We start from the raw sequence: 18829 nt of genomic DNA on the forward strand, positions 1-18829 counted from the left end.
GTAAAACTTACTCGAACCAGTGGGCTCGGGCGGCCATGATCAGCTTGCCGGCACGCTCTTCGTCGATGCCGTCGATGTCGAGCAGGTCGTCAATAGACTGCTCGGCCAGGTCTTCGCGGGTAACCACACCGCGCACTGCCAGTTCCTGCGCCAGGCCTTTGTCCATACCCTCGAGTTCGAGGAGGTCTTCGGCCGGCTGGGCGTCTGCCAGCTTTTCTTCTGTAGCGATGGCTTTGGTCAGCAAACGATCTTTCGCTCGCGAGCGCAGTTCGTTGACGATTTCTTCATCGAAACCATCGATGCTGAGCATCTCTTCCATCGGTACATAAGCAATTTCTTCCAGGCTGGTGAAGCCTTCTTCGACCAGCACCTGAGCCAGTTCTTCGTCGACTTCCAGCTCGTCGATGAAGCTCTGCAGGATGTCGCCAGTCTCGGCCTGCTGCTTGGCCTGGATGTCCGCTTCGGTCATCACGTTCAGCGTCCAGCCGGTCAGTTGGCTGGCCAGACGAACGTTCTGACCACCACGGCCAATTGCTTGCGCCAGGTTGTCCTCGCCAACAGCGATGTCCATGGCATGAGCATCTTCGTCAACGATGATCGCCGCGACTTCAGCCGGCGACATGGCGTTGATGACGAACTGAGCAGGATTGTCATCCCACAGCACGATGTCCACACGCTCACCAACCAGCTCGCCAGAAACCGCTTGCACGCGCGAACCGCGCATACCAATACAGGCACCCTGCGGGTCGATACGCTTGTCCTTGGAACGCACCGCGATCTTGGCTCGCGAGCCCGGATCACGAGAAGCGGCTTTAACCTCAATGAGGCCTTCGGCGATTTCCGGCACTTCGATACGGAACAACTCAATGAGCATTTCCGGCGCAGTACGCGACAGGATCAGCTGCGGCCCGCGGTTTTCAGCACGGATTTCCTTGAGCAGCGCACGCAGGCGAACACCAACCCGGAAAGTTTCACGCGGGATAATGTCTTCACGCGCCAGCAATGCTTCCGCGTTGGCACCCAGATCAACGATGACATTGTCACGGGTGACCTTCTTCACGGTGCCCGCGATGATCTCGCCAACACGCTCGCGGTAGGCTTCGACGACCTGAGCCCGCTCGGCCTCGCGCACTTTCTGCACGATGACCTGCTTGGCGGTCTGCGCAGCGATGCGCCCGAACTCGATGGACTCGATCTTTTCCTCGAGTACATCACCGACCTTGGCGCTCGCCTCGACAGCGCGCGGCATGTCGGTGGTCACCTGATGCGCTGGATCGTCGAAGTGTTCTTCTTCGACAACGGTCCAGCAACGGAAGGTCTCATAGTTGCCAGTCTGGCGATTGATCGCCACGCGCAGCTCTACTTCATCTTCAAAACGCTTCTTAGTCGCCGTGGCTAAAGCCAACTCAAGCGCTTCGAAAATTACAGAGGCCGGCACGCCCTTTTCATTGGATACCGACTCAACAACCAGCAGTACTTCTTTGCTCATCGTACGCCTCGCCTCTCGCAATCCATTGGGATCCACGCATTCCGCGAACCCCGCGGGATCCGTGTCTCAATCAAACCTGGGGATAATATTGGCCTTGTCGATCAGATCGATCGGCAAAAGGAACTCGTGGTCATCCACCTGCACCACCACATCTTCCTCCTCCACACCGCGGAGCAGACCCTGAAAATTGCGGCGCCCTTCGAACGGCGAGCGCAACTTGATTTTTACCTGTTCGCCAACATGGCTGCCGAACTGCACCAACGTGAAAAGCGGCCGATCCATACCGGGCGACGACACCTCCAGGGTGTACTCCGCTGCAATAGGATCCTCGACATCGAGAACACCGCTGATTTGCCGGCTGACCTTCTCGCAATCGTCGATAAGAATGCCATCGGCGCTATCAATATAAATACGTAGCAGCGAATGCCGCCCCTGAGACAGAAACTCAATACCCCAGCACTCGTAGCCAAGCGCCTCGACTACCGGGGCCACCAAGGCCTGCAACTGTTCTAGCTTGCTCGACACCTGAACCCCTCGCGCATGCTGTGCAAATAAAAAATGGGCGAAACGCCCATCCATAAAACCGTCCGTGCGACGGCAAATCTGTCTACCAGCTAGCAAAAAGCCCCTTGAAAGGGGCTCAGCTAATACTGGCTACGGGGGAATGGATTAACCAACGACCTTCGGGCCATGAGCCCGACGAGCCATCGAACCGCTCCACCCCGCGCTAAAACCGGGAACGGATTATACGACCGAAACGCCCCACAGGTCAACCAAACCACCAGAAACAGAAAAGCCCGCATGCAGCGGGCTCTTCTGTTTAATTGGTACCGAGAAGGGGACTCGAACCCCTACAGCCTATGGCCACTACCACCTCAAGGTAGCGTGTCTACCAATTCCACCACCTCGGCAAATTAACGCTTACTGCTCTTCAGGGGTTTGAGGTACATCTTGCTGCCCCGAAGTTGGCGCCTGCTGTTGCTCAAGCACCGGTACATCTTCTGCTGCAGGCTTGCTTTCCTGCGGCACTTCCATCACTGCCGGATCAGGCAAACCAGCCTGACCAAGCGCATCAGACTTTTGATTAGCAAAGTAAGCTAACCCCAAGCTGGTAATGAAAAAAGCGGTGGCAAGTATAGCAGTAACTCGACTCAGAAAGGTAGTAGTTCCTTGACTACCGAATACGGTATTCGAAGCACCAGCACCAAACGAAGCACCCGCATCCGCACCCTTACCCTGCTGCAGCAGAACCAGCACAACCACACCGATCGCACCCAGCAGATGAAGAACCACAACGACTGTTTCCAGCATATTCTTAGTTTCCTGCAGCGCGACAGATCGCACCGAACTCATCCGCATTCAGAGAGGCTCCACCCACAAGCCCCCCATCGATATCTGGCATGCCGAATAGCTCGGCAGCATTGGCGGCCTTGACACTGCCGCCATAAAGAATTCTCAAAGCACCTGCAACATCTGCATCTTTACCAGCGACCCGAGCACGAATCGCCGCATGCACATCCTGAGCCTGCGCGGGCGACGCCGTCAGCCCGGTACCAATGGCCCAGACCGGCTCGTATGCCACTACAGCAGCCGACAGAGCCGCAACGCCCAGGGCGTCGATCACGCTATCGAGCTGACGCTCGACGACTGCAAGCGTCTCCCCAGCTTCGCGCTGCTCGAGGGTTTCCCCCACACACAGAACCGGAACGAGCCCGGCAACCTGCGCCGCAGCGAACTTGCGCACGACCTGCTCTTCGCTATCACCCAGGATCAGGCGACGCTCGGAATGGCCGATCAGCACGAGCTGGCAACCGGCATCGCGCAATTGCTCGCTCGACACCTCACCGGTCAACGCACCCTGCCCCGCCTCGACTGCGCAGTCTTGCGCGCCAACCGACACGGCAACACCACCCAACCCCTCGACAACCTGACCGAGATGAACACTGACAGGGAACACAGCAACATCGACATCAGCAGGCAACGCCTGCTGATTCAGACCACCGATCAGCTCTGCGACACTGGCGCGGGTACCGTGCATTTTCCAGTTACCAGCAACCATTGGGCGGCGCATGCTTTACCTCGTTGGTCAAAGAGGGCGCAGATGTTACCCAACCGATTGTGGACTGGCAAGCCGAATCAGACACAGACTCGAGAGACAACCTCAGCCAATTCATTGGCATAGGCTCGCACCTGAGTTTCGTCCTCGCCCTCTACCATCACCCGAACCAGCGGTTCGGTGCCGGACTTGCGCAGCAGCACACGGCCACGCCCCGCCATACGCTCGGTCACGCTGTCACTGGCCGCCTGAACATCGGGATGCTTGAGCGGATCGACACCGCCACCGAAACGCACATTGACCAACACTTGCGGACATTTGCGCAGACCCTGGCGCGCCTCGGCAAGGCTCTGCCCACGCCGACGGATGGCAAGCAACACCTGCAGCGCAGCGACGATGGCGTCGCCCGTAGTGACGTGCTGGAAACACACCAAATGCCCAGAGTTCTCGCCACCCAGCTGCCAGCCACGCTCCAGGAGCTCGGCGATCACGTAGCGGTCGCCCACATTGGCGCGCACGAAGGGAATCTGCAGCTCATCGAGAGCTAGTTCAAGACCCAGATTGCTCATCAGCGTACCGACAACGCCACCCTGCAGCTTGCCACGAGCCTGGAGGTCGCGAGCGATGATGAACAGCAGTTCGTCACCGTCTACCGCAGCTCCAGTGTGATCGACCATCAGCACCCGATCGGCGTCACCATCGAAAGCAATGCCCAGATCTGCCTGACGCGCGATCACTTCGGCCTGCAGGTTTTCGATATGGGTCGAGCCACAATCGGCGTTGATATTCAGCCCGTTGGGCTGAGCGGAAAGCACCGAAACCTCGGCCCCGAGTTCCTGAAACACCGCCGGAGCGACCTTGTAGGCCGCGCCATGGGCACAATCGAGAACGATCTTGAGGCCGGCGAAATCGGTACTGGTCGGAACACTGCTCTTGCAGAACTCGATATAGCGACCCGCGGCATCATTGATCCGCGACACCTTGCCGAGCTGCTCGGATTCGACCACCGTCATCGGCGCATCGAGCAGCTCCTCGATCATCAACTCGACCTCGTCAGGCAGTTTGGTGCCCTGCCCGGAGAAGAACTTGATGCCGTTGTCATGGTGCGGGTTGTGCGACGCACTGATGACGATACCCGCTTCGGCATGGAAGGTACGCGTCAGATAGGCGATCGCCGGTGTCGGCATCGGCCCCAGCAGCATGACGTCAGCGCCTGCAGCGGACAGACCCGCCTCCAGGGCCGACTCGAACATGTAGCCGGAGATGCGCGTGTCCTTGCCGATCAGAATCCGGCACTTGCCCTGCTTACGAAAGGCCATGCCTGCAGCCCAGCCGAGCTTGAGCATGAAGTCCGGGGTGATGGGATAGTGACCGACGCGCCCACGAATACCGTCGGTGCCAAAATACTTGCGACTCAAAACGACAACTCCCTTCTTCTGATTACTGCGCCGCCTCGACTGCGGCGACCATGCGCACAACATCGACGGTTTCCGCCACATCGTGAACGCGCAGAATGCTTGCACCCTTGGCAACGGCCAGAGCCGCCAGGGCCAGACTGCCATACAGGCGTCCGTCGACCTCGCGACCCAATACGGCGCCAATCATACTCTTGCGTGAAACGCCTACCAGCAGTGGTAGACCAAAAGCCTGCAGCGCCGACATGCGCCGGAACAGGCTGAGGTTGTGCTCGAGGGTCTTGGCAAAGCCGAAACCCGGATCCAGAACGATACGCTGCGCAGAAATACCTGCTGCCTCGCAGACCGCCAGACGCTCACGCAGAAAGTCCGCCACGGCATCCAGCACATCGTCGTACTGCGGGCTTTGCTGCATGGTCGTGGGCTCGCCACGCATATGCATCAGGCAAACCGGCAAGCCGCTGTCGGCAGCCGCTTGAAGCGCACCATCACGCTGTAGCGAGCGCACGTCGTTGATCAGCCCGGCACCCAGCCTGGCCGACTCACGGATGACTTCCGGAGTCGAGGTATCGACGGAGATGATCACGTCCAGCTCAGCGGCGATGGCTTCCACCATCGGCGCCACGCGCGCGAGCTCCTGCTCCACGGCCACCGGAGCGGCGCCCGGCCGAGTGGACTCACCGCCGACATCGATCAGCGTCGCCCCGGCCAGCAGCATGCTTTCGGCATGGCGCAACGCCGCATCGCGCATGGCGAAGCGGCCACCGTCGGAGAAAGAATCTGGGGTTACGTTGAGGATCCCCATCACCTGAGGACGGGTCAAATCAAGAAACCGGCTGCCACAGGGCAGCCGGTTCCGGGGTATCGCAAGGGACATGAAAAGCCTTACAGCTCGGCAGCAGGGCCGCCGATTGGTTTTTCGGGAAGATCAGCTTCATCGGGCTTGGCTGCCGGCTTACCGGCATCGTTGCCACCACCTGTCCAATCACGCGGCTCACGCGGCGCGCGACCGCTCATGATGTCGTCGATCTGATCAGCGTCGATGGTTTCATACTTCATCAAGGCTTCAGCCATGGCATCAAGCTTGTCGCGGTTTTCCTCGAGCAAGCGCTTGGCCGTGCCATAGCACTGGTCGATGATGCTGCGCACCTCTGAATCAATCAGCTTGGCTGTTTCACCCGACACGCTGGAGCTGGACGAACCGCCACCACCACGAAGGAACGGCTGGTCATCATCTTCGGCATACAGAAGCGGGCCAAGTTTCTCGGAAAGCCCCCACTTGGTAACCATGTTGCGGGCGATCTGACTGGCGCGCATGATGTCATTGGACGCGCCAGTGGTGACACCGTCGAAGCCCAGAGTCATTTCCTCGGCGATGCGGCCACCGTACAGCGAGCAGATCTGGCTGATCAGGGCGCGCTTGGACAAGCTGTAACGGTCTTCCTCTGGCAGGAACATGGTCACGCCTAGGGCACGGCCACGGGGAATGATCGACACCTTGTAGACCGGATCATGCTCGGGCACCAGACGACCGACGATGGCGTGACCCGCCTCGTGGAATGCGGTGTTGAGCTTCTCCTTGTCCGACATGACCATGGACTTGCGCTCTGCGCCCATCATGATCTTGTCTTTGGCCAGTTCGAACTCCTTCATCTCGACGACGCGCTTACCCGAACGAGCAGCGAACAGCGATGCCTCGTTGACCAGGTTGGCAAGGTCAGCACCGGAGAAGCCTGGAGTACCACGGGCGATGACCGCAGCCTTGACGTCTTCGCCCATCGGCACCTTGCGCATGTGCACATTGAGGATCTGCTCACGACCACGGATGTCCGGCAGACCGACCACGACCTGACGGTCGAAGCGGCCCGGGCGCAGCAACGCAGGGTCGAGCACGTCCGGACGGTTGGTCGCGGCGATGACGATGATGCCATCGTTCATTTCGAAGCCGTCCATCTCTACCAGCAACTGGTTGAGGGTCTGCTCGCGCTCGTCGTGACCGCCACCCATGCCGGCGCCACGGTGGCGACCAACGGCGTCGATCTCGTCGATGAAGATGATGCACGGCGCATGCTTCTTGGCTTGCTCGAACATGTCACGCACACGGGATGCGCCGACACCCACGAACATTTCCACGAAGTCGGAACCGGAAATAGTGAAGAACGGTACTTTTGCTTCGCCGGCAACAGCTTTAGCCAGCAGGGTTTTACCGGTACCCGGCGAGCCGACCATTAGCACACCGCGCGGAATACGCCCACCGAGGCGTTGGAACTTGCCCGGATCACGCAGGAACTCGACGAGTTCACTGACTTCTTCTTTAGCCTCGTCGCAGCCCGCGACGTCAGCGAAAGTGGTCTTGACCTGATCTTCGGAAAGCAGGCGCGCCTTGCTTTTACCAAAGCTCATCGGCCCGCCTTTGCCACCGGCACCGCCCTGCATCTGGCGCATGAAGAACATGAACACGGCAATGATCACCAGGATCGGGAAGCTGGCAACCAACAATTGCGTCCAGATGCTCTGCTGCTCAGGCTGCTTACCCACGATCTCGACGTTGTTATCCATCAGATCCTTGATCAGGCCATTATCCTGGATCGCCGGGCGCACGGTTTCAAACGACGAACCGTCGGAACGCATGCCGCTGATGATGTAACCATCGACGGTGACACGCTTGACCCCACCATCCTGCACTTGCTGGATGAACTCCGAGTAGTTGAGCTTGTTAGTCTCACTCGGACTGGAGAAATTGTTCATCACCGTAACCAGGACGGCAGCGATGATCAGCCACAGGATCAGATTCTTTGCCATGTCGTTCAATTAGCTACCCTCTGAAGCAGGCCCCTTGCCGAAGCGTGCTTCGCATGACGACCAGTTATAAACCGATCTAACTTACTACAAACGCCCGCCCGTGGCTGACACCGTCTGTAACCCTTTATGAGATATCTGCCCGTAACGATGCGCGCATAGGCTTGGACTGACAACCAAGCCTTTGGTTTTACTCTTCGCGCTGTACTTTGAGTCCGCGAGCCAACATGTACTGCTCACGAGAACGGCCGCGCGATGACAGCGGTTTGCGCATCTGCACCTTCTCGAACAGACCACGAACCTGCTTGTGGTACTCATCGAAACCTTCGCCATGGAAGATCTTGATCAAGAAATCGCCACCAGGACGTAATACCCGCGTGGCGAGATCCAGTGCCAGCTCGCACAAATACATGGCACGAGGCTGATCCGACTCCCTGACTCCACTCATATTGGGGGCCATATCGGAAATCACAAGGTCTACCGGATGATTGTCGATCGCTTCCAGAATGCGCGCGAACACCGCGTCATCCGTGAAATCGCCCTGAATGAAAGTCACGTCCGGAATACTGTCCATTTCCAGGATGTCAGAAGCGATCAGCCGGCCTTTATCGCCAATGACGCGACTGGTGACCTGCGACCAACCGCCCGGAGCAGCACCGAGGTCGACCACCGTGATGCCGGGGCGCAGGATGCGATCCTTCTCTTGAACCTCCAACAATTTGTAGCTGGCACGTGAACGATAGCCGTCCTTTTGCGCCATTTTGACGTACGGATCGTCGAAATGCTCTTTCAGCCAACGCTGGCTGGTCTTGGAACGGGCCACAACAACACCTCGGAAGAACAGAATGAATAACTGGGCGGTCTTCGAGCGGCTCGGTTAAAATAGGCCGCTTTCCCCAGATTAAGACGCAGGGTTCAGATTATGCCGCTCACTCAAGAGCAGAAGAAACAGTTCAAATCTATCGGTCACCACCTGAAACCGGTATTGATCGTTGCCGATAACGGTGTTACCGAAGGCGTATTGGCGGAGCTGGAGCGCGCCCTGAACGATCATGAACTGATCAAGATTCAGCTGCGCATTACCGAGCGCGAAGGCCGCCTGGCAGTGATCGATGAACTGTGCAAGGCCAGCAAGGCCGACCTGGCACAGGTTATCGGAAAAATGGCGTTGCTCTACCGCAAGAATCCCAAAGCCAATCGCAATCTGTCCAACATCAGCCGCCATCAGGGCTGAGTCGTCGAATTAGCCGACCGCGGGGTCGGCTACCGAAGACTTGCGGGGTACAGGCTGTAGCACCAGCAGCAGACCGAAAAATGCCAGCAACAGGTAACTGAACAGTTGCCAACGAATGGCATCTGGCCAGAGCGCGAGCGAAGCCAGCAAGCCCGAGGCGATTGCCAGTACCGCGAGCAGCAATTGCCCGCGGCGCTCGCCCCAAAGCGACGAAAGACGACGCAACCTGACCAGCAAGCCAGCCTGAATCAGCACGCAGACCAAGGTGATCAACACCATCTGCGGCATCAGCACGCCGGCGATTTCATCGATCAGCAGCGACGCCAGCCCTACACTGTATAGCCCCGGCAGCACCATGAAGTGCAGTATCCAGATGCCGCCCACCCAGAGGGTTTGCAGCAGCATCCAGAAGCCTGCCGCCATGTCGGACGTCGCGGCGAGGTCAGACGTGACGAACTTCGACAATTTCGTACTCGATCAGACCGCTTGGCGTTTTCACCGTAACCACGTCACCCTCGTCCTTGCCGATCAAGGCACGGGCGATAGGTGAACCAACGGAAATCTTGCCCTGCTTGATATCGGCCTCGTCCTCTCCGACGATCCGGTAGGACACACTTTCGTCAGTCTCGACGTTGGCGATTTCCACCGTGGTGCCGAAGATCACCTTGCCGGTATGGGCAATGGTGCTGACATCGATCACCACTGCATTCTGCAGGCGCCCTTCGATATCACGCACGCGCGCCTCGACCATACCCTGCTGCTCACGAGCAGCATGGTATTCGGCGTTTTCCTTCAAATCGCCCAATTCACGGGCCGTGCCGATATCCTGGCTCAGCTTCGGACGGACGACCTTGGTCAGGTGGGCCAGCTCTTCTTCCAGGGCGCGAGCGCCCTCGACGGTCATTGGGTATTTGATCATGCCTTGATTCCTGCGTGCAGATCCTGCAGCCGGCGCACTGTCTTCTCGGGACCGAACTTGAGTGCTTCGCAGATCGCCTGACCAGCCGCAATGGTGGTGGTGCAGTAGATCTTGTGCTGCAGAGCGTTACGACGGATGGAGTAGGAGTCCGCGATGGACTGACGACCTTCGGTGGTGTTGATGATCAGAGTGACTTCGTCATTCTTGATCATGTCGACCACGTGCGGACGGCCTTCGGTCACTTTGTTCACGCGACGTACCGGCAGACCGGCAGCCTCGATCACTTTGGCAGTACCGGAGGTGGCCACGACTTCGAAGCCCAGGCCTATCAGATCACGCGCGACCTGCTCGGCCAGCGGCTTGTCATCATCACGCACACTGATAAACGCACAGCCGGAGTTCGGCAAAATCTCACTAGCGCCCAGCTGCGCCTTGGCGAACGCCTCACCGAAGGTGTCACCGACGCCCATCACTTCACCCGTGGACTTCATCTCTGGGCCGAGAATCGGGTCAACGCCTGGGAACTTGTTGAACGGGAATACCGCTTCCTTGACGCTGAAGAACGGCGGGATGATTTCTTTGGTGAAGCCGATTTCAGCCAGCGTCTTGCCAGCCATCACACGCGCCGCAACCTTGGCCAGCGACTCGCCGATGCACTTGGAGACGAACGGCACAGTACGCGAAGCGCGCGGGTTGACCTCGATCACATAGATGTCTTCGCCCTGCACGGCCATCTGCACGTTCATCAAGCCGACGACGCCGAGCTCCAGGGCCATTTTCTTGACCTGGTCGCGGATCTCGTCCTGGATGTGTGCCGGCAGCGAGTAAGGCGGCAGCGAGCAGGCGGAGTCACCGGAGTGCACGCCCGCTTGTTCGATGTGCTGCATGATGGCGCCAATGACGACCTGCTCACCATCGCATACCGCATCGATATCGACTTCGATGGCGCAGTTGAGGAAGCGATCGAGCAGAACCGGGCTGTCGTTGGAGACTTTCACCGCTTCGCGCATGTAGCGCTTGAGCTCTTCTTCCTGGTAGACGATTTCCATCGCCCGGCCACCCAGTACATAGGATGGACGCACCACCATCGGGTAGCCGATGTTCTTGGACAGCGTCAGCGCCTCTTCTTCGCTACGCGCAGTGGCGTTGGCAGGTTGACGCAGGCCGAGGCGCTGCACCATCTGCTGGAAACGCTCACGATCTTCGGCGCGGTCGATGGCGTCCGGGCTGGTACCGATGATCGGTACGCCAGCTTCTTCCAGGGCACGGCACAGTTTCAGCGGGGTTTGGCCGCCGTACTGGACGATCACACCTTTCGGCTTCTCGACGCGAACGATTTCCAGCACGTCTTCCAGGGTCACCGGCTCGAAGTACAGGCGATCAGAGGTATCGTAGTCGGTGGAAACGGTTTCCGGGTTGCAGTTGACCATGATGGTCTCGTAACCGTCTTCACGCATGGCCAGCGCGGCGTGCACGCAGCAGTAGTCGAACTCGATGCCCTGGCCGATGCGGTTCGGGCCGCCACCGAGGATCATGATCTTGTCGCGGCTGCTCGGATTGGCCTCGCACTCTTCCTCGTAGGTCGAATACATGTAGGCGGTATCGGTTGCGAACTCGGCAGCGCAGGTGTCCACGCGCTTGTACACAGGCAGCACTTTGAGCTTGTGGCGATGGCTGCGCAGGTTCTTCTCGGTGACACCGAGCAGTTCGGCCAGGCGCGCATCGGAGAAGCCCTTGCGCTTGAGGCTGAACATCAGGTCACGGTCGATGCTCGACAGACCCAGGGTTTTGATACGCTGCTCGTCCTTGATCAGATCCTCGATCTGTACCAGGAACCACTCGTCGATACGCGTCAACTCGAACACTTCTTCGACCGTCTTGCCGGCACGGAAAGCGTCGCCCACGTACCAGATGCGATCCGCACCCGGCACGATCAGCTCGCGCTTGAGGGTACTTTCCGCCTCAGGGTCGGTTAGATCGAGCTTCGGATCGAAGCCGGACACGCCGACTTCCAGGCCACGCAGCGCTTTCTGCAGGGATTCCTGGAAGGTACGGCCGATGGCCATGACTTCACCGACGGATTTCATCTGGGTGGTCAGGCGGGCGTCGGCCTTGGGGAATTTCTCGAAGGCGAAACGTGGGATCTTGGTAACCACATAGTCGATGGCCGGCTCGAACGACGCCGGGGTACGACCACCGGTGATGTCGTTGGACAGCTCGTCGAGGGTGTAACCCACGGCCAGCTTGGCGGCGATCTTGGCGATCGGGAAACCGGTAGCCTTGGAGGCCAGCGCCGAGGAACGCGACACGCGCGGGTTCATCTCGATGACGACCATACGGCCAGTGTTCGGACAGATGCCGAACTGTACGTTGGAGCCACCGGTTTCCACGCCGATCTCGCGCAGCACCGCCAGGGAGGCGTTACGCAGGATCTGGTATTCCTTGTCGGTCAGGGTCTGGGCCGGTGCGACGGTGATCGAGTCACCGGTGTGCACGCCCATCGGATCGAAGTTTTCGATGGCACAGACGATGATGCAGTTGTCCTTCTTGTCGCGGACCACCTCCATCTCGTATTCCTTCCAGCCGATCAGCGATTCGTCGATCAGCAACTCGCTGGTCGGCGACAGATCGAGGCCGCGCGTGCAGATTTCCTCGAATTCTTCTCGGTTGTAGGCAATACCGCCACCCGTGCCGCCCATGGTGAAGGACGGACGGATGATGCACGGGAAGCCGACCTTCTCGAGAACGCCATAGGCTTCCTGCATGTCGTGCGCGATGCCGGAGACCGGGCATGCCAGACCAATGTCCTTCATCGCCTTGTCAAAGCGCGAGCGGTCTTCAGCCTTGTCGATGGTGTCGGCGTTCGCGCCGATCATTTCCACACCGAACTTTTCCAGGATGCCGTGCTTTTCCAGATCCAGCGCACAGTTCAATGCAGTCTGGCCACCCATGGTAGGCAGCAGGGCGTCAGGGCGTTCCTTCTCGATGATCTTGGCCACGGTGGCCCATTTGATCGGCTCGATGTAGGTGGCATCAGCCATCGCCGGGTCGGTCATGATGGTGGCCGGGTTAGAGTTCACCAGGATGACGCGGAAGCCTTCCTCGCGCAGGGCCTTACAGGCCTGGGCGCCGGAATAATCGAACTCGCAAGCCTGCCCAATGACGATGGGGCCGGCGCCGAGGATCAGGATACTTTTGATGTCTGTACGTTTTGGCATGTTCTCTCTCGAATCCTTAGGTCAGTCGGCGGGCTTAGCGGCGTTTGGCCATGGCGTCGATGAAGCGGTCGAACAGCGGGGCGACATCGTTCGACCCGGGCTGGCTTCAGGGTGGCCCTGGAAGCTGAACGCGTCCTTGTCGGTGCGCTCGATACCTTGCAGGGTGCCGTCGAACAGCGACTTGTGGATCGCCCGCAGGTTGCCCGGCAGAGTTGCTTCGTCCACGGCGAACCCGTGGTTCTGACTGGTGATCATCACCACGCCGGTATCCAGATCCTGAACCGGGTGGTTGGCACCGTGGTGGCCGGTGCCCATCTTCACGGTCTTGGCGCCGGAAGCCAGGGCCAGCAACTGGTGACCGAGGCAGATGCCGAATACCGGAATATCGGTTTCCAGTACGTCCTTGATCGCCTGGATCGCGTAGTCGCAAGGCTCGGGATCACCCGGGCCGTTGGACAGGAATACGCCGTCAGGGTTGAGTGCCAACACATCCTTGGCCGGTGTCTGCGCAGGCACCACGGTGAGACGGCAACCACGCGCGACCAGCATGCGCAGGATGTTCAGCTTAACGCCGTAGTCATAGGCCACGACGTGATAGGGCAGCTCGCTGGCGGCAATTTCCGGATGGCTGTCATCCTTCAGATCCCACACGCTGGAACGCCACTCATAGCGCTCGGTGCAGCTGACTTCTTTGGCCAGATCCATACCTTTGAGGCCCGGGAAGCCCCGCGCCAACTCAAGGGCTTTTTCCTCGGTGGCATCAGCACCGACCAGGATGCAGCCGTTCTGCGAACCTTTCTCGCGCAGAATGCGCGTCAGGCGGCGGGTATCGATACCGGCGATGGCGACAGTGCCGTTTTCCTTGAGGTAATCCTGCAAGGACTGCTTGTTGCGCCAGTTACTGGCGGTCAGCGGCAGGTCACGGATGATCAGACCAGCCGCCCAAACGCGATTCGACTCGGCGTCTTCTGGGGTGGTACCGGTATTACCGATGTGCGGATAGGTCAGCGTGACAATCTGCTGGGCATAGGAAGGATCGGTGAGAATTTCCTGATAGCCGGTCATGGCGGTGTTGAACACCACCTCTCCGATAGTCTGGCCATCGGCCCCGATGGCCTCGCCGCGAAAAATGCTGCCGTCAGCAAGGGCGAGTATGGCTGGCTTACTCAAGAAGACCTCCCGTAGATCGTGAAGCGAACGCAGATTGTAAAAAAGCGGGATGACGTGTGAAGGTCATCCCGCTTTTTTAATTGATTCATTCTGCGCAACTTTAGTGGACACACTAAAGCGGAAAGCCTACAGGAAAACCCGGTTTTTCGAAAGCCATAACCAGGGAAAACTTGCAAACCGATCCATCACTAATTGACACACCACCCCTCAGCCGTAAAATTCGGTACTTCCTACAGGTTTCGGCAGGGAAACCCTGAATGAGTACCTATCTAAGCATTTCGGCCACCGCCGCCGCACTGAAGATCAGCGTACAGCGTGTTAGAACCCTGTGCCGAAATGGCAATCTGGCCGCCCAAAAAATTGGCAGCAGCTGGATCATCGACCCACTCAGCGTCACCCACTACGGTTTAAAAACGGCTCATATGCTTGCACATGATCATCCGGCGCAGCAGCGCCAGAGTGGAAAACCCATCGCCCTGAGTTTCTTTTCCGGTGCCATGGGCCTGGATCTAGGCTTGGAAAAGGCTGGTTTCGATATTCGCCTGGCTTGCGAATCGGACAAGTACTGCCGCCAGACCATCGCCCTGAACCGCCCGGACACTGCACTGCTCGGCGATATCAATAGCTGCTCCGCAGAACAGGTGCTGGAAGCCGCCGGCATCGGACGCGACGACGTCGACGTAATCGTCGGCGACCCACCCTGCCAAGCCTTCAGCACGGCCGGCAAACGCAAGGCGTTCAATGACGACCGCGGCAACGCCTTTCTCAAATACATCGACCTCGCCCTGGAGATTCGTCCACCACTGATCGTCATCGAGAACGTCCGCGGCCTACTCTCTTGCCCAATGGATCATCGCCCTCATGACCAACGCGGCACGGACTTCCCTGATCTTTCACTGGACGAAATGAAAGGAGGCGCACTGAACTTCGTGCTCAGCAAGCTTCGTAATGCGGGCTACGCCTACTCGTTCAACCTGTACAACTCGGCGAACTTCGGCACCCCACAGGTGCGCGAGCGGGTCATCATCATCTGCTCACGAGACGGGCAAACCGCTCCGTTCCTGACACCAACCCATAGCGAGGATGGCGCCCTGAACCTGCCCGCCTGGCGCACCGTACGCCAGGCCCTGGAAGGCCTGAGCAATCATGCCCACCTGAATTTCCCGGAAAAGCGCCTGCGTTATTACCGCCTGCTCAAAGCTGGGCAGAACTGGCGCAACCTGCCAGAGGATCTGCAGCGCGAAGCGATGGGCAAATCCTACTTCTCCGGCGGTGGCAAGACCGGCTTTCTACGGCGCCTGGCCTGGGACAAACCCTCGCCTACCCTGGTGACGCATCCGGCGATGCCCGCCACGGATCTGGCGCACCCACAGGAAGACCGCCCGCTGTCGATCCAGGAGTACAAACGTATTCAGGAATTTCCCGACGACTGGCAACTGGCGGGCCCGCTGATCCAGCAGTACAAACAGGTCGGCAATGCTGTGCCGGTGAGCCTCGGCCACGCTGTAGGGGTTCTGCTGCGCGGCCTGCTCGCAGGCGAAGCGCACCCGGCGCCGAGCGCGTTCAAGTTCTCGCGCTATCAGGCGACCTGCCACGAACAATGGCTGAAAGCCTTCGAGCAGCAACGACGCAAGGCGCAATTGACCCTGGCAATCAGCTAAAGCTCTGGACGCTCAGGCTTCGGAGTTAAAACGCAGCAAGCGCGCCCAATCGATCGCGCCCTGTTCGTCACAGAACTCCAGGGTGAACTCGCGGGTGAACTTGTTAATCATCTGCCCGTAGCTCTCGGCAAACTCGTCGTTGCGCTCACGGGCCTTGAAGCCAAGCGGCTCGATCAGCTCCAGGTAAAGATCCTCATCACCTGAAATGAACGCCCAGAAACGCTGACCGCAATATTTGAAATAGCTGCCTTTGTCGGGATTGTTGTCGCGCCCATAGCAACAGCCATTGACCGCAACCACCTGCAGCCCCGAATTACCGGTACGCAGGGTGCGCTGGGCGGTGAGAAAATTACTTTTCATCTGACCGATCTGCGAGCTATTACCCCAGTTCGGCCCTGACTTGATCGCAACGATGTAACGCAAGCCCTCCTTATCGAATTCCAGATCCACTCCGGTGATACCGGACTTCCAACCCCCATAGACCTGAGCATTGATAAAGATCGCCAATCCTTCCAACCAATCGCCGAACAAGGTTTCTTCGTTGGAGGAAATATGCGCGTCGATGATCCCGCGAATGATCTGCTCGGCCGTGAGGACGTGCTTGGCGCGGTACATATAAGGGTTCTTACGCTTGAGCACATCTTTGAGCTTGAGCCGCCCAAGGCTGGCAATACGCTTCTGGTGAAAGGCACCAATATTCAGCTCGACGTAACGCGCCACATCATCGAGATTCAACGGATTCATCGCCAACATCCTTATTCACAAGGCTTGCAGATGAAGCCGGATGAGGCCAGTGACCTCATCCGCACTACGATCACTTCAGCCCCAGCACATCCTGCATGTCGTAAAGACCGGCAGAGCGGTCTCGCAACCAGGAGGCCGCACGCACGGCGCCGTTGGCGAAGGTCATGCGACTGGAGGCCTTGTGGGTGATCTCCACACGCTCGCCGTCGGCAGCGAACAGTACGGTGTGATCGCCGACCACGTCGCCGGCCCGTACCGTGGCGAAGCCGATGGTTTCGCGAGCGCGGGCGCCGGTCTGGCCTTCACGCCCGTAGACCGCGACCTTTTCAAGATCACGCCCCAGGGCATTGGCGATGACTTCACCCATGCGCAGCGCGGTACCGGACGGTGCATCGACCTTGTGACGGTGATGGGCCTCGAGGATTTCGATGTCCACGTCGTCACCCAGCACCCGCGCCGCGGTATCGAGCAGATTCAGGCACAGGTTGACGCCCACGCTGAAGTTGGCGGCGAAGACGATCGGAATATCCTTGCCCGCTTCGACCAGCAGCTGCTTTTCAGCAGCGCTGAAACCAGTGGTGCCGATGACCATGGCCTTGCCTGCCTTTCGGCAGATATCCAGATTCCTCAGGGTTACCGAGGGGTGAGTGAAGTCGATCAGCACATCGAATTGATCGAGCACGCCCTGCAGATCGCCACCAACCGCAACTCCGAGTTTGCCGACAGCGGCCAGCTCGCCAGCATCAGCACCCAACAACGTACTTTCAGGACGCGCCACTGCAGCACCAAGGCTGACACCTTCGGCTTGCTGCACGGCCTCGATCAGATTTTTGCCCATGCGCCCGGCGGCGCCTGTCACTGCAATACGCATATGCATCGCTCCAAACTGCAAGCGGCGAGCTACTGGTTCTGACCAATAGCCCGCCGCTCGTTGCCGAATTAAAGATCGCCGAAGAAACGTTTGACGCCTTCAAACCAGCCGTTGGCCTTGGGCGAGTGGGAACTGTTACCCGCCAGGGACTGACGAAATTCGTCGAGCAGCTCGCGCTGACGACGATCCAGGTTGATCGGCGTTTCCACCGCCACCTTGCACATCAGGTCGCCAGCACCGCCACCACGCACCGGGGCCACGCCCTTGCCACGCAGACGAAACAGCTTGCCGGTCTGTGTACCTTCCGGGATCTTCAGCTTGACCCGACCATCAAGGGTCGGCACTTCCAGCTCGCCACCCAACGCCGCATCGGCGAAGCTGATCGGCACTTCGCAGTACAGATGCTTGCCGTCACGCTGGAAGATCGCGTGCTCACGCACGTTGACGACCACATACAGATCGCCAGCCGGGCCACCCATGGTGCCCGCCTCGCCCTCGCCGGACAGGCGAATACGGTCGCCGGTATCGACACCAGCCGGCACCTTGACCGACAGCGTCTTGTGCTCTTCGACACGGCCATGGCCGTGGCAGGAGCCACAGGGGTCAGTGATCATCTTGCCGCTGCCGTGACAACGCGGGCAGGTCTGCTGCACCGAGAAGAAGCCCTGTTGCATGCGCACCTGACCAATACCACCGCAAGTGGTACAGGTAACCGGGCTGGTGCCCTTCTTGGCACCAGAGCCTTCGCAGACCTTGCAGTTGACCAGCGTCGGCACGCGAATGGTCACTGTGGTGCCACGCACCGCCTCTTCGAGATCCAGCTCCAGGGTGTAACGCAGGTCGCTGCCGCGCTGGGCACCGCCGCGCTGACCGCCACGCTGGCCACCGAAGAAATCACTGAACACGTCGCCGAAGATATCGGAGAAGTTGGCGCTGCCGCCGCCAAAGCCGCCACCGCCACCCATCTGCGGGTCGACACCGGCATGACCGTACTGATCGTAAGCGCTGCGCTTGCCCGCATCGGACAACACTTCGTAGGCCTCGTTGGCCTCCTTGAAGGCGTCTTCGGCAGCCTTGTCGCCGGGGTTGCGATCGGGGTGATGCTTCATCGCCAGGCGGCGGTAAGCCTTTTTCAGCTCCGCCTCGCTGGCGCCGCGCTCGACCCCGAGCACTTCGTAGTAGTCACGTTTAGACATGGGTTTCTAACACTCTCAAAATTCGTACCGTCCAGACACGCCAACGCGGGAGCAAGC

General features: G+C 59.2%; 16 protein-coding genes, 1 tRNA gene and 1 pseudogene. 2 read left to right on the forward strand and 16 right to left on the reverse strand.

The window, feature by feature from the left end:
• Window positions 1–7 precede the first annotated feature (7 nt).
• The 9 genes from nusA to rlmE form a co-directional block, all read right to left on the reverse strand.
• Window positions 8–1489, reverse strand: coding sequence for a transcription termination factor NusA (gene nusA / locus K5Q02_RS24040; protein WP_225835080.1), 1482 nt, complete (start codon window positions 1487–1489; stop codon window positions 8–10).
• Between the two features lie 66 nt (window positions 1490–1555).
• Window positions 1556–2014 (reverse strand): ribosome maturation factor RimP, encoded by a 459-nt coding sequence (gene rimP / locus K5Q02_RS24045; RefSeq protein WP_225839871.1) that lies wholly within the window; start codon window positions 2012–2014, stop codon window positions 1556–1558.
• Between the two features lie 300 nt (window positions 2015–2314).
• Window positions 2315–2400 (reverse strand) — tRNA-Leu (locus K5Q02_RS24050).
• A gap of 10 nt (window positions 2401–2410) precedes the next feature.
• A complete protein-coding gene (secG, locus tag K5Q02_RS24055) occupies window positions 2411–2800 on the reverse strand; it encodes a preprotein translocase subunit SecG (protein WP_225835082.1) in 390 nt (129 codons plus the stop codon).
• A 4-nt stretch (window positions 2801–2804) separates the two neighbouring features.
• Window positions 2805–3560 carry a triose-phosphate isomerase gene (gene tpiA, locus K5Q02_RS24060; protein WP_225835084.1) on the reverse strand — a complete coding sequence of 252 codons (756 nt, stop codon included), beginning with the start codon at window positions 3558–3560 and terminating at the stop codon, window positions 2805–2807.
• A gap of 65 nt (window positions 3561–3625) precedes the next feature.
• A complete protein-coding gene (glmM, locus tag K5Q02_RS24065) occupies window positions 3626–4963 on the reverse strand; it encodes a phosphoglucosamine mutase (RefSeq protein ID WP_225835086.1) in 1338 nt (445 codons plus the stop codon).
• Between the two features lie 22 nt (window positions 4964–4985).
• Window positions 4986–5837, reverse strand: a complete 852-nt coding sequence (folP, locus tag K5Q02_RS24070; RefSeq protein ID WP_225835087.1) for a dihydropteroate synthase — start codon at window positions 5835–5837, stop codon at window positions 4986–4988.
• Between the two features lie 8 nt (window positions 5838–5845).
• On the reverse strand, window positions 5846–7762 hold the full coding sequence (gene ftsH / locus K5Q02_RS24075) for an ATP-dependent zinc metalloprotease FtsH (protein WP_225835088.1): 1917 nt from the start codon (window positions 7760–7762) through the stop codon (window positions 5846–5848).
• Window positions 7763–7949: 187 nt separating this feature from the next.
• The gene (rlmE, locus tag K5Q02_RS24080; protein WP_225835089.1) at window positions 7950–8582 is read right to left on the reverse strand and encodes a 23S rRNA (uridine(2552)-2'-O)-methyltransferase RlmE; all 633 of its coding nucleotides are present in this window, start codon (window positions 8580–8582) and stop codon (window positions 7950–7952) included.
• A 99-nt stretch (window positions 8583–8681) separates the two neighbouring features.
• Here rlmE and yhbY point away from each other — a divergent pair, with 99 nt between their 5' ends.
• Window positions 8682–8993, forward strand: a complete 312-nt coding sequence (gene yhbY, locus K5Q02_RS24085; protein ID WP_225835093.1) for a ribosome assembly RNA-binding protein YhbY — start codon at window positions 8682–8684, stop codon at window positions 8991–8993.
• Window positions 8994–9002: 9 nt separating this feature from the next.
• Here yhbY and K5Q02_RS24090 read toward each other — a convergent pair whose 3' ends face one another.
• From K5Q02_RS24090 to carA, 4 genes and pseudogenes are all read right to left on the reverse strand, one after another.
• A complete protein-coding gene (locus K5Q02_RS24090; RefSeq protein WP_329959547.1) occupies window positions 9003–9458 on the reverse strand; it encodes a DUF4149 domain-containing protein in 456 nt (151 codons plus the stop codon).
• On the reverse strand, window positions 9436–9912 hold the full coding sequence (gene greA, locus K5Q02_RS24095) for a transcription elongation factor GreA (protein ID WP_225835095.1): 477 nt from the start codon (window positions 9910–9912) through the stop codon (window positions 9436–9438). The genes K5Q02_RS24090 and greA overlap by 23 nt, the downstream gene beginning before the upstream one ends.
• Entirely contained in the window at window positions 9909–13130 is a 3222-nt protein-coding gene (carB, locus tag K5Q02_RS24100; protein ID WP_225835097.1) for a carbamoyl-phosphate synthase large subunit, read from the reverse strand. The genes greA and carB overlap by 4 nt, the downstream gene beginning before the upstream one ends.
• Window positions 13131–13164: 34 nt before the next feature.
• Window positions 13165–14300 (reverse strand): annotated as a pseudogene (gene carA, locus K5Q02_RS24105) (glutamine-hydrolyzing carbamoyl-phosphate synthase small subunit).
• A gap of 257 nt (window positions 14301–14557) precedes the next feature.
• On the opposite strand from carA, the gene K5Q02_RS24110 reads away from it, so the two are divergent.
• Complete coding sequence (locus K5Q02_RS24110; RefSeq protein WP_225835099.1) at window positions 14558–15961, forward strand: DNA cytosine methyltransferase; 1404 nt, start codon at window positions 14558–14560, stop codon at window positions 15959–15961.
• Between the two features lie 12 nt (window positions 15962–15973).
• On the opposite strand, the gene K5Q02_RS24115 is transcribed toward K5Q02_RS24110, so the two are convergent.
• From K5Q02_RS24115 to dnaJ, 3 genes are all read right to left on the reverse strand, one after another.
• On the reverse strand, window positions 15974–16705 hold the full coding sequence (locus tag K5Q02_RS24115; protein ID WP_225835105.1) for a PmeII family type II restriction endonuclease: 732 nt from the start codon (window positions 16703–16705) through the stop codon (window positions 15974–15976).
• A gap of 70 nt (window positions 16706–16775) precedes the next feature.
• On the reverse strand, window positions 16776–17576 hold the full coding sequence (gene dapB / locus K5Q02_RS24120) for a 4-hydroxy-tetrahydrodipicolinate reductase (RefSeq protein WP_225835106.1): 801 nt from the start codon (window positions 17574–17576) through the stop codon (window positions 16776–16778).
• A gap of 68 nt (window positions 17577–17644) precedes the next feature.
• Window positions 17645–18772, reverse strand: coding sequence for a molecular chaperone DnaJ (gene dnaJ / locus K5Q02_RS24125; protein WP_225835108.1), 1128 nt, complete (start codon window positions 18770–18772; stop codon window positions 17645–17647).
• Window positions 18773–18829: the final 57 nt, after the last annotated feature.

The sequence above is a fragment of the Pseudomonas sp. MM211 genome (genome assembly GCF_020386635.1).
Classification (GTDB): Bacteria; Pseudomonadota; Gammaproteobacteria; order Pseudomonadales; family Pseudomonadaceae; genus Aquipseudomonas.

Coding starts and splice junctions, on each gene's coding strand:
- folP (WP_225835087.1), bottom strand. CDS start 5,837: ATGTCCCTTGCGATACCCCGGAACCGGCTGCCCTGTGGCAGCCGGTTT.
- dnaJ (WP_225835108.1), bottom strand. CDS start 18,772: ATGTCTAAACGTGACTACTACGAAGTGCTCGGGGTCGAGCGCGGCGCC.
- K5Q02_RS24110 (WP_225835099.1), top strand. CDS start 14,558: ATGAGTACCTATCTAAGCATTTCGGCCACCGCCGCCGCACTGAAGATC.
- tpiA (WP_225835084.1), bottom strand. CDS start 3,560: ATGCGCCGCCCAATGGTTGCTGGTAACTGGAAAATGCACGGTACCCGC.
- carB (WP_225835097.1), bottom strand. CDS start 13,130: ATGCCAAAACGTACAGACATCAAAAGTATCCTGATCCTCGGCGCCGGC.
- nusA (WP_225835080.1), bottom strand. CDS start 1,489: ATGAGCAAAGAAGTACTGCTGGTTGTTGAGTCGGTATCCAATGAAAAG.
- greA (WP_225835095.1), bottom strand. CDS start 9,912: ATGATCAAATACCCAATGACCGTCGAGGGCGCTCGCGCCCTGGAAGAA.
- yhbY (WP_225835093.1), top strand. CDS start 8,682: ATGCCGCTCACTCAAGAGCAGAAGAAACAGTTCAAATCTATCGGTCAC.
- K5Q02_RS24115 (WP_225835105.1), bottom strand. CDS start 16,705: ATGAATCCGTTGAATCTCGATGATGTGGCGCGTTACGTCGAGCTGAAT.
- ftsH (WP_225835088.1), bottom strand. CDS start 7,762: ATGGCAAAGAATCTGATCCTGTGGCTGATCATCGCTGCCGTCCTGGTT.
- secG (WP_225835082.1), bottom strand. CDS start 2,800: ATGCTGGAAACAGTCGTTGTGGTTCTTCATCTGCTGGGTGCGATCGGT.
- dapB (WP_225835106.1), bottom strand. CDS start 17,576: ATGCGTATTGCAGTGACAGGCGCCGCCGGGCGCATGGGCAAAAATCTG.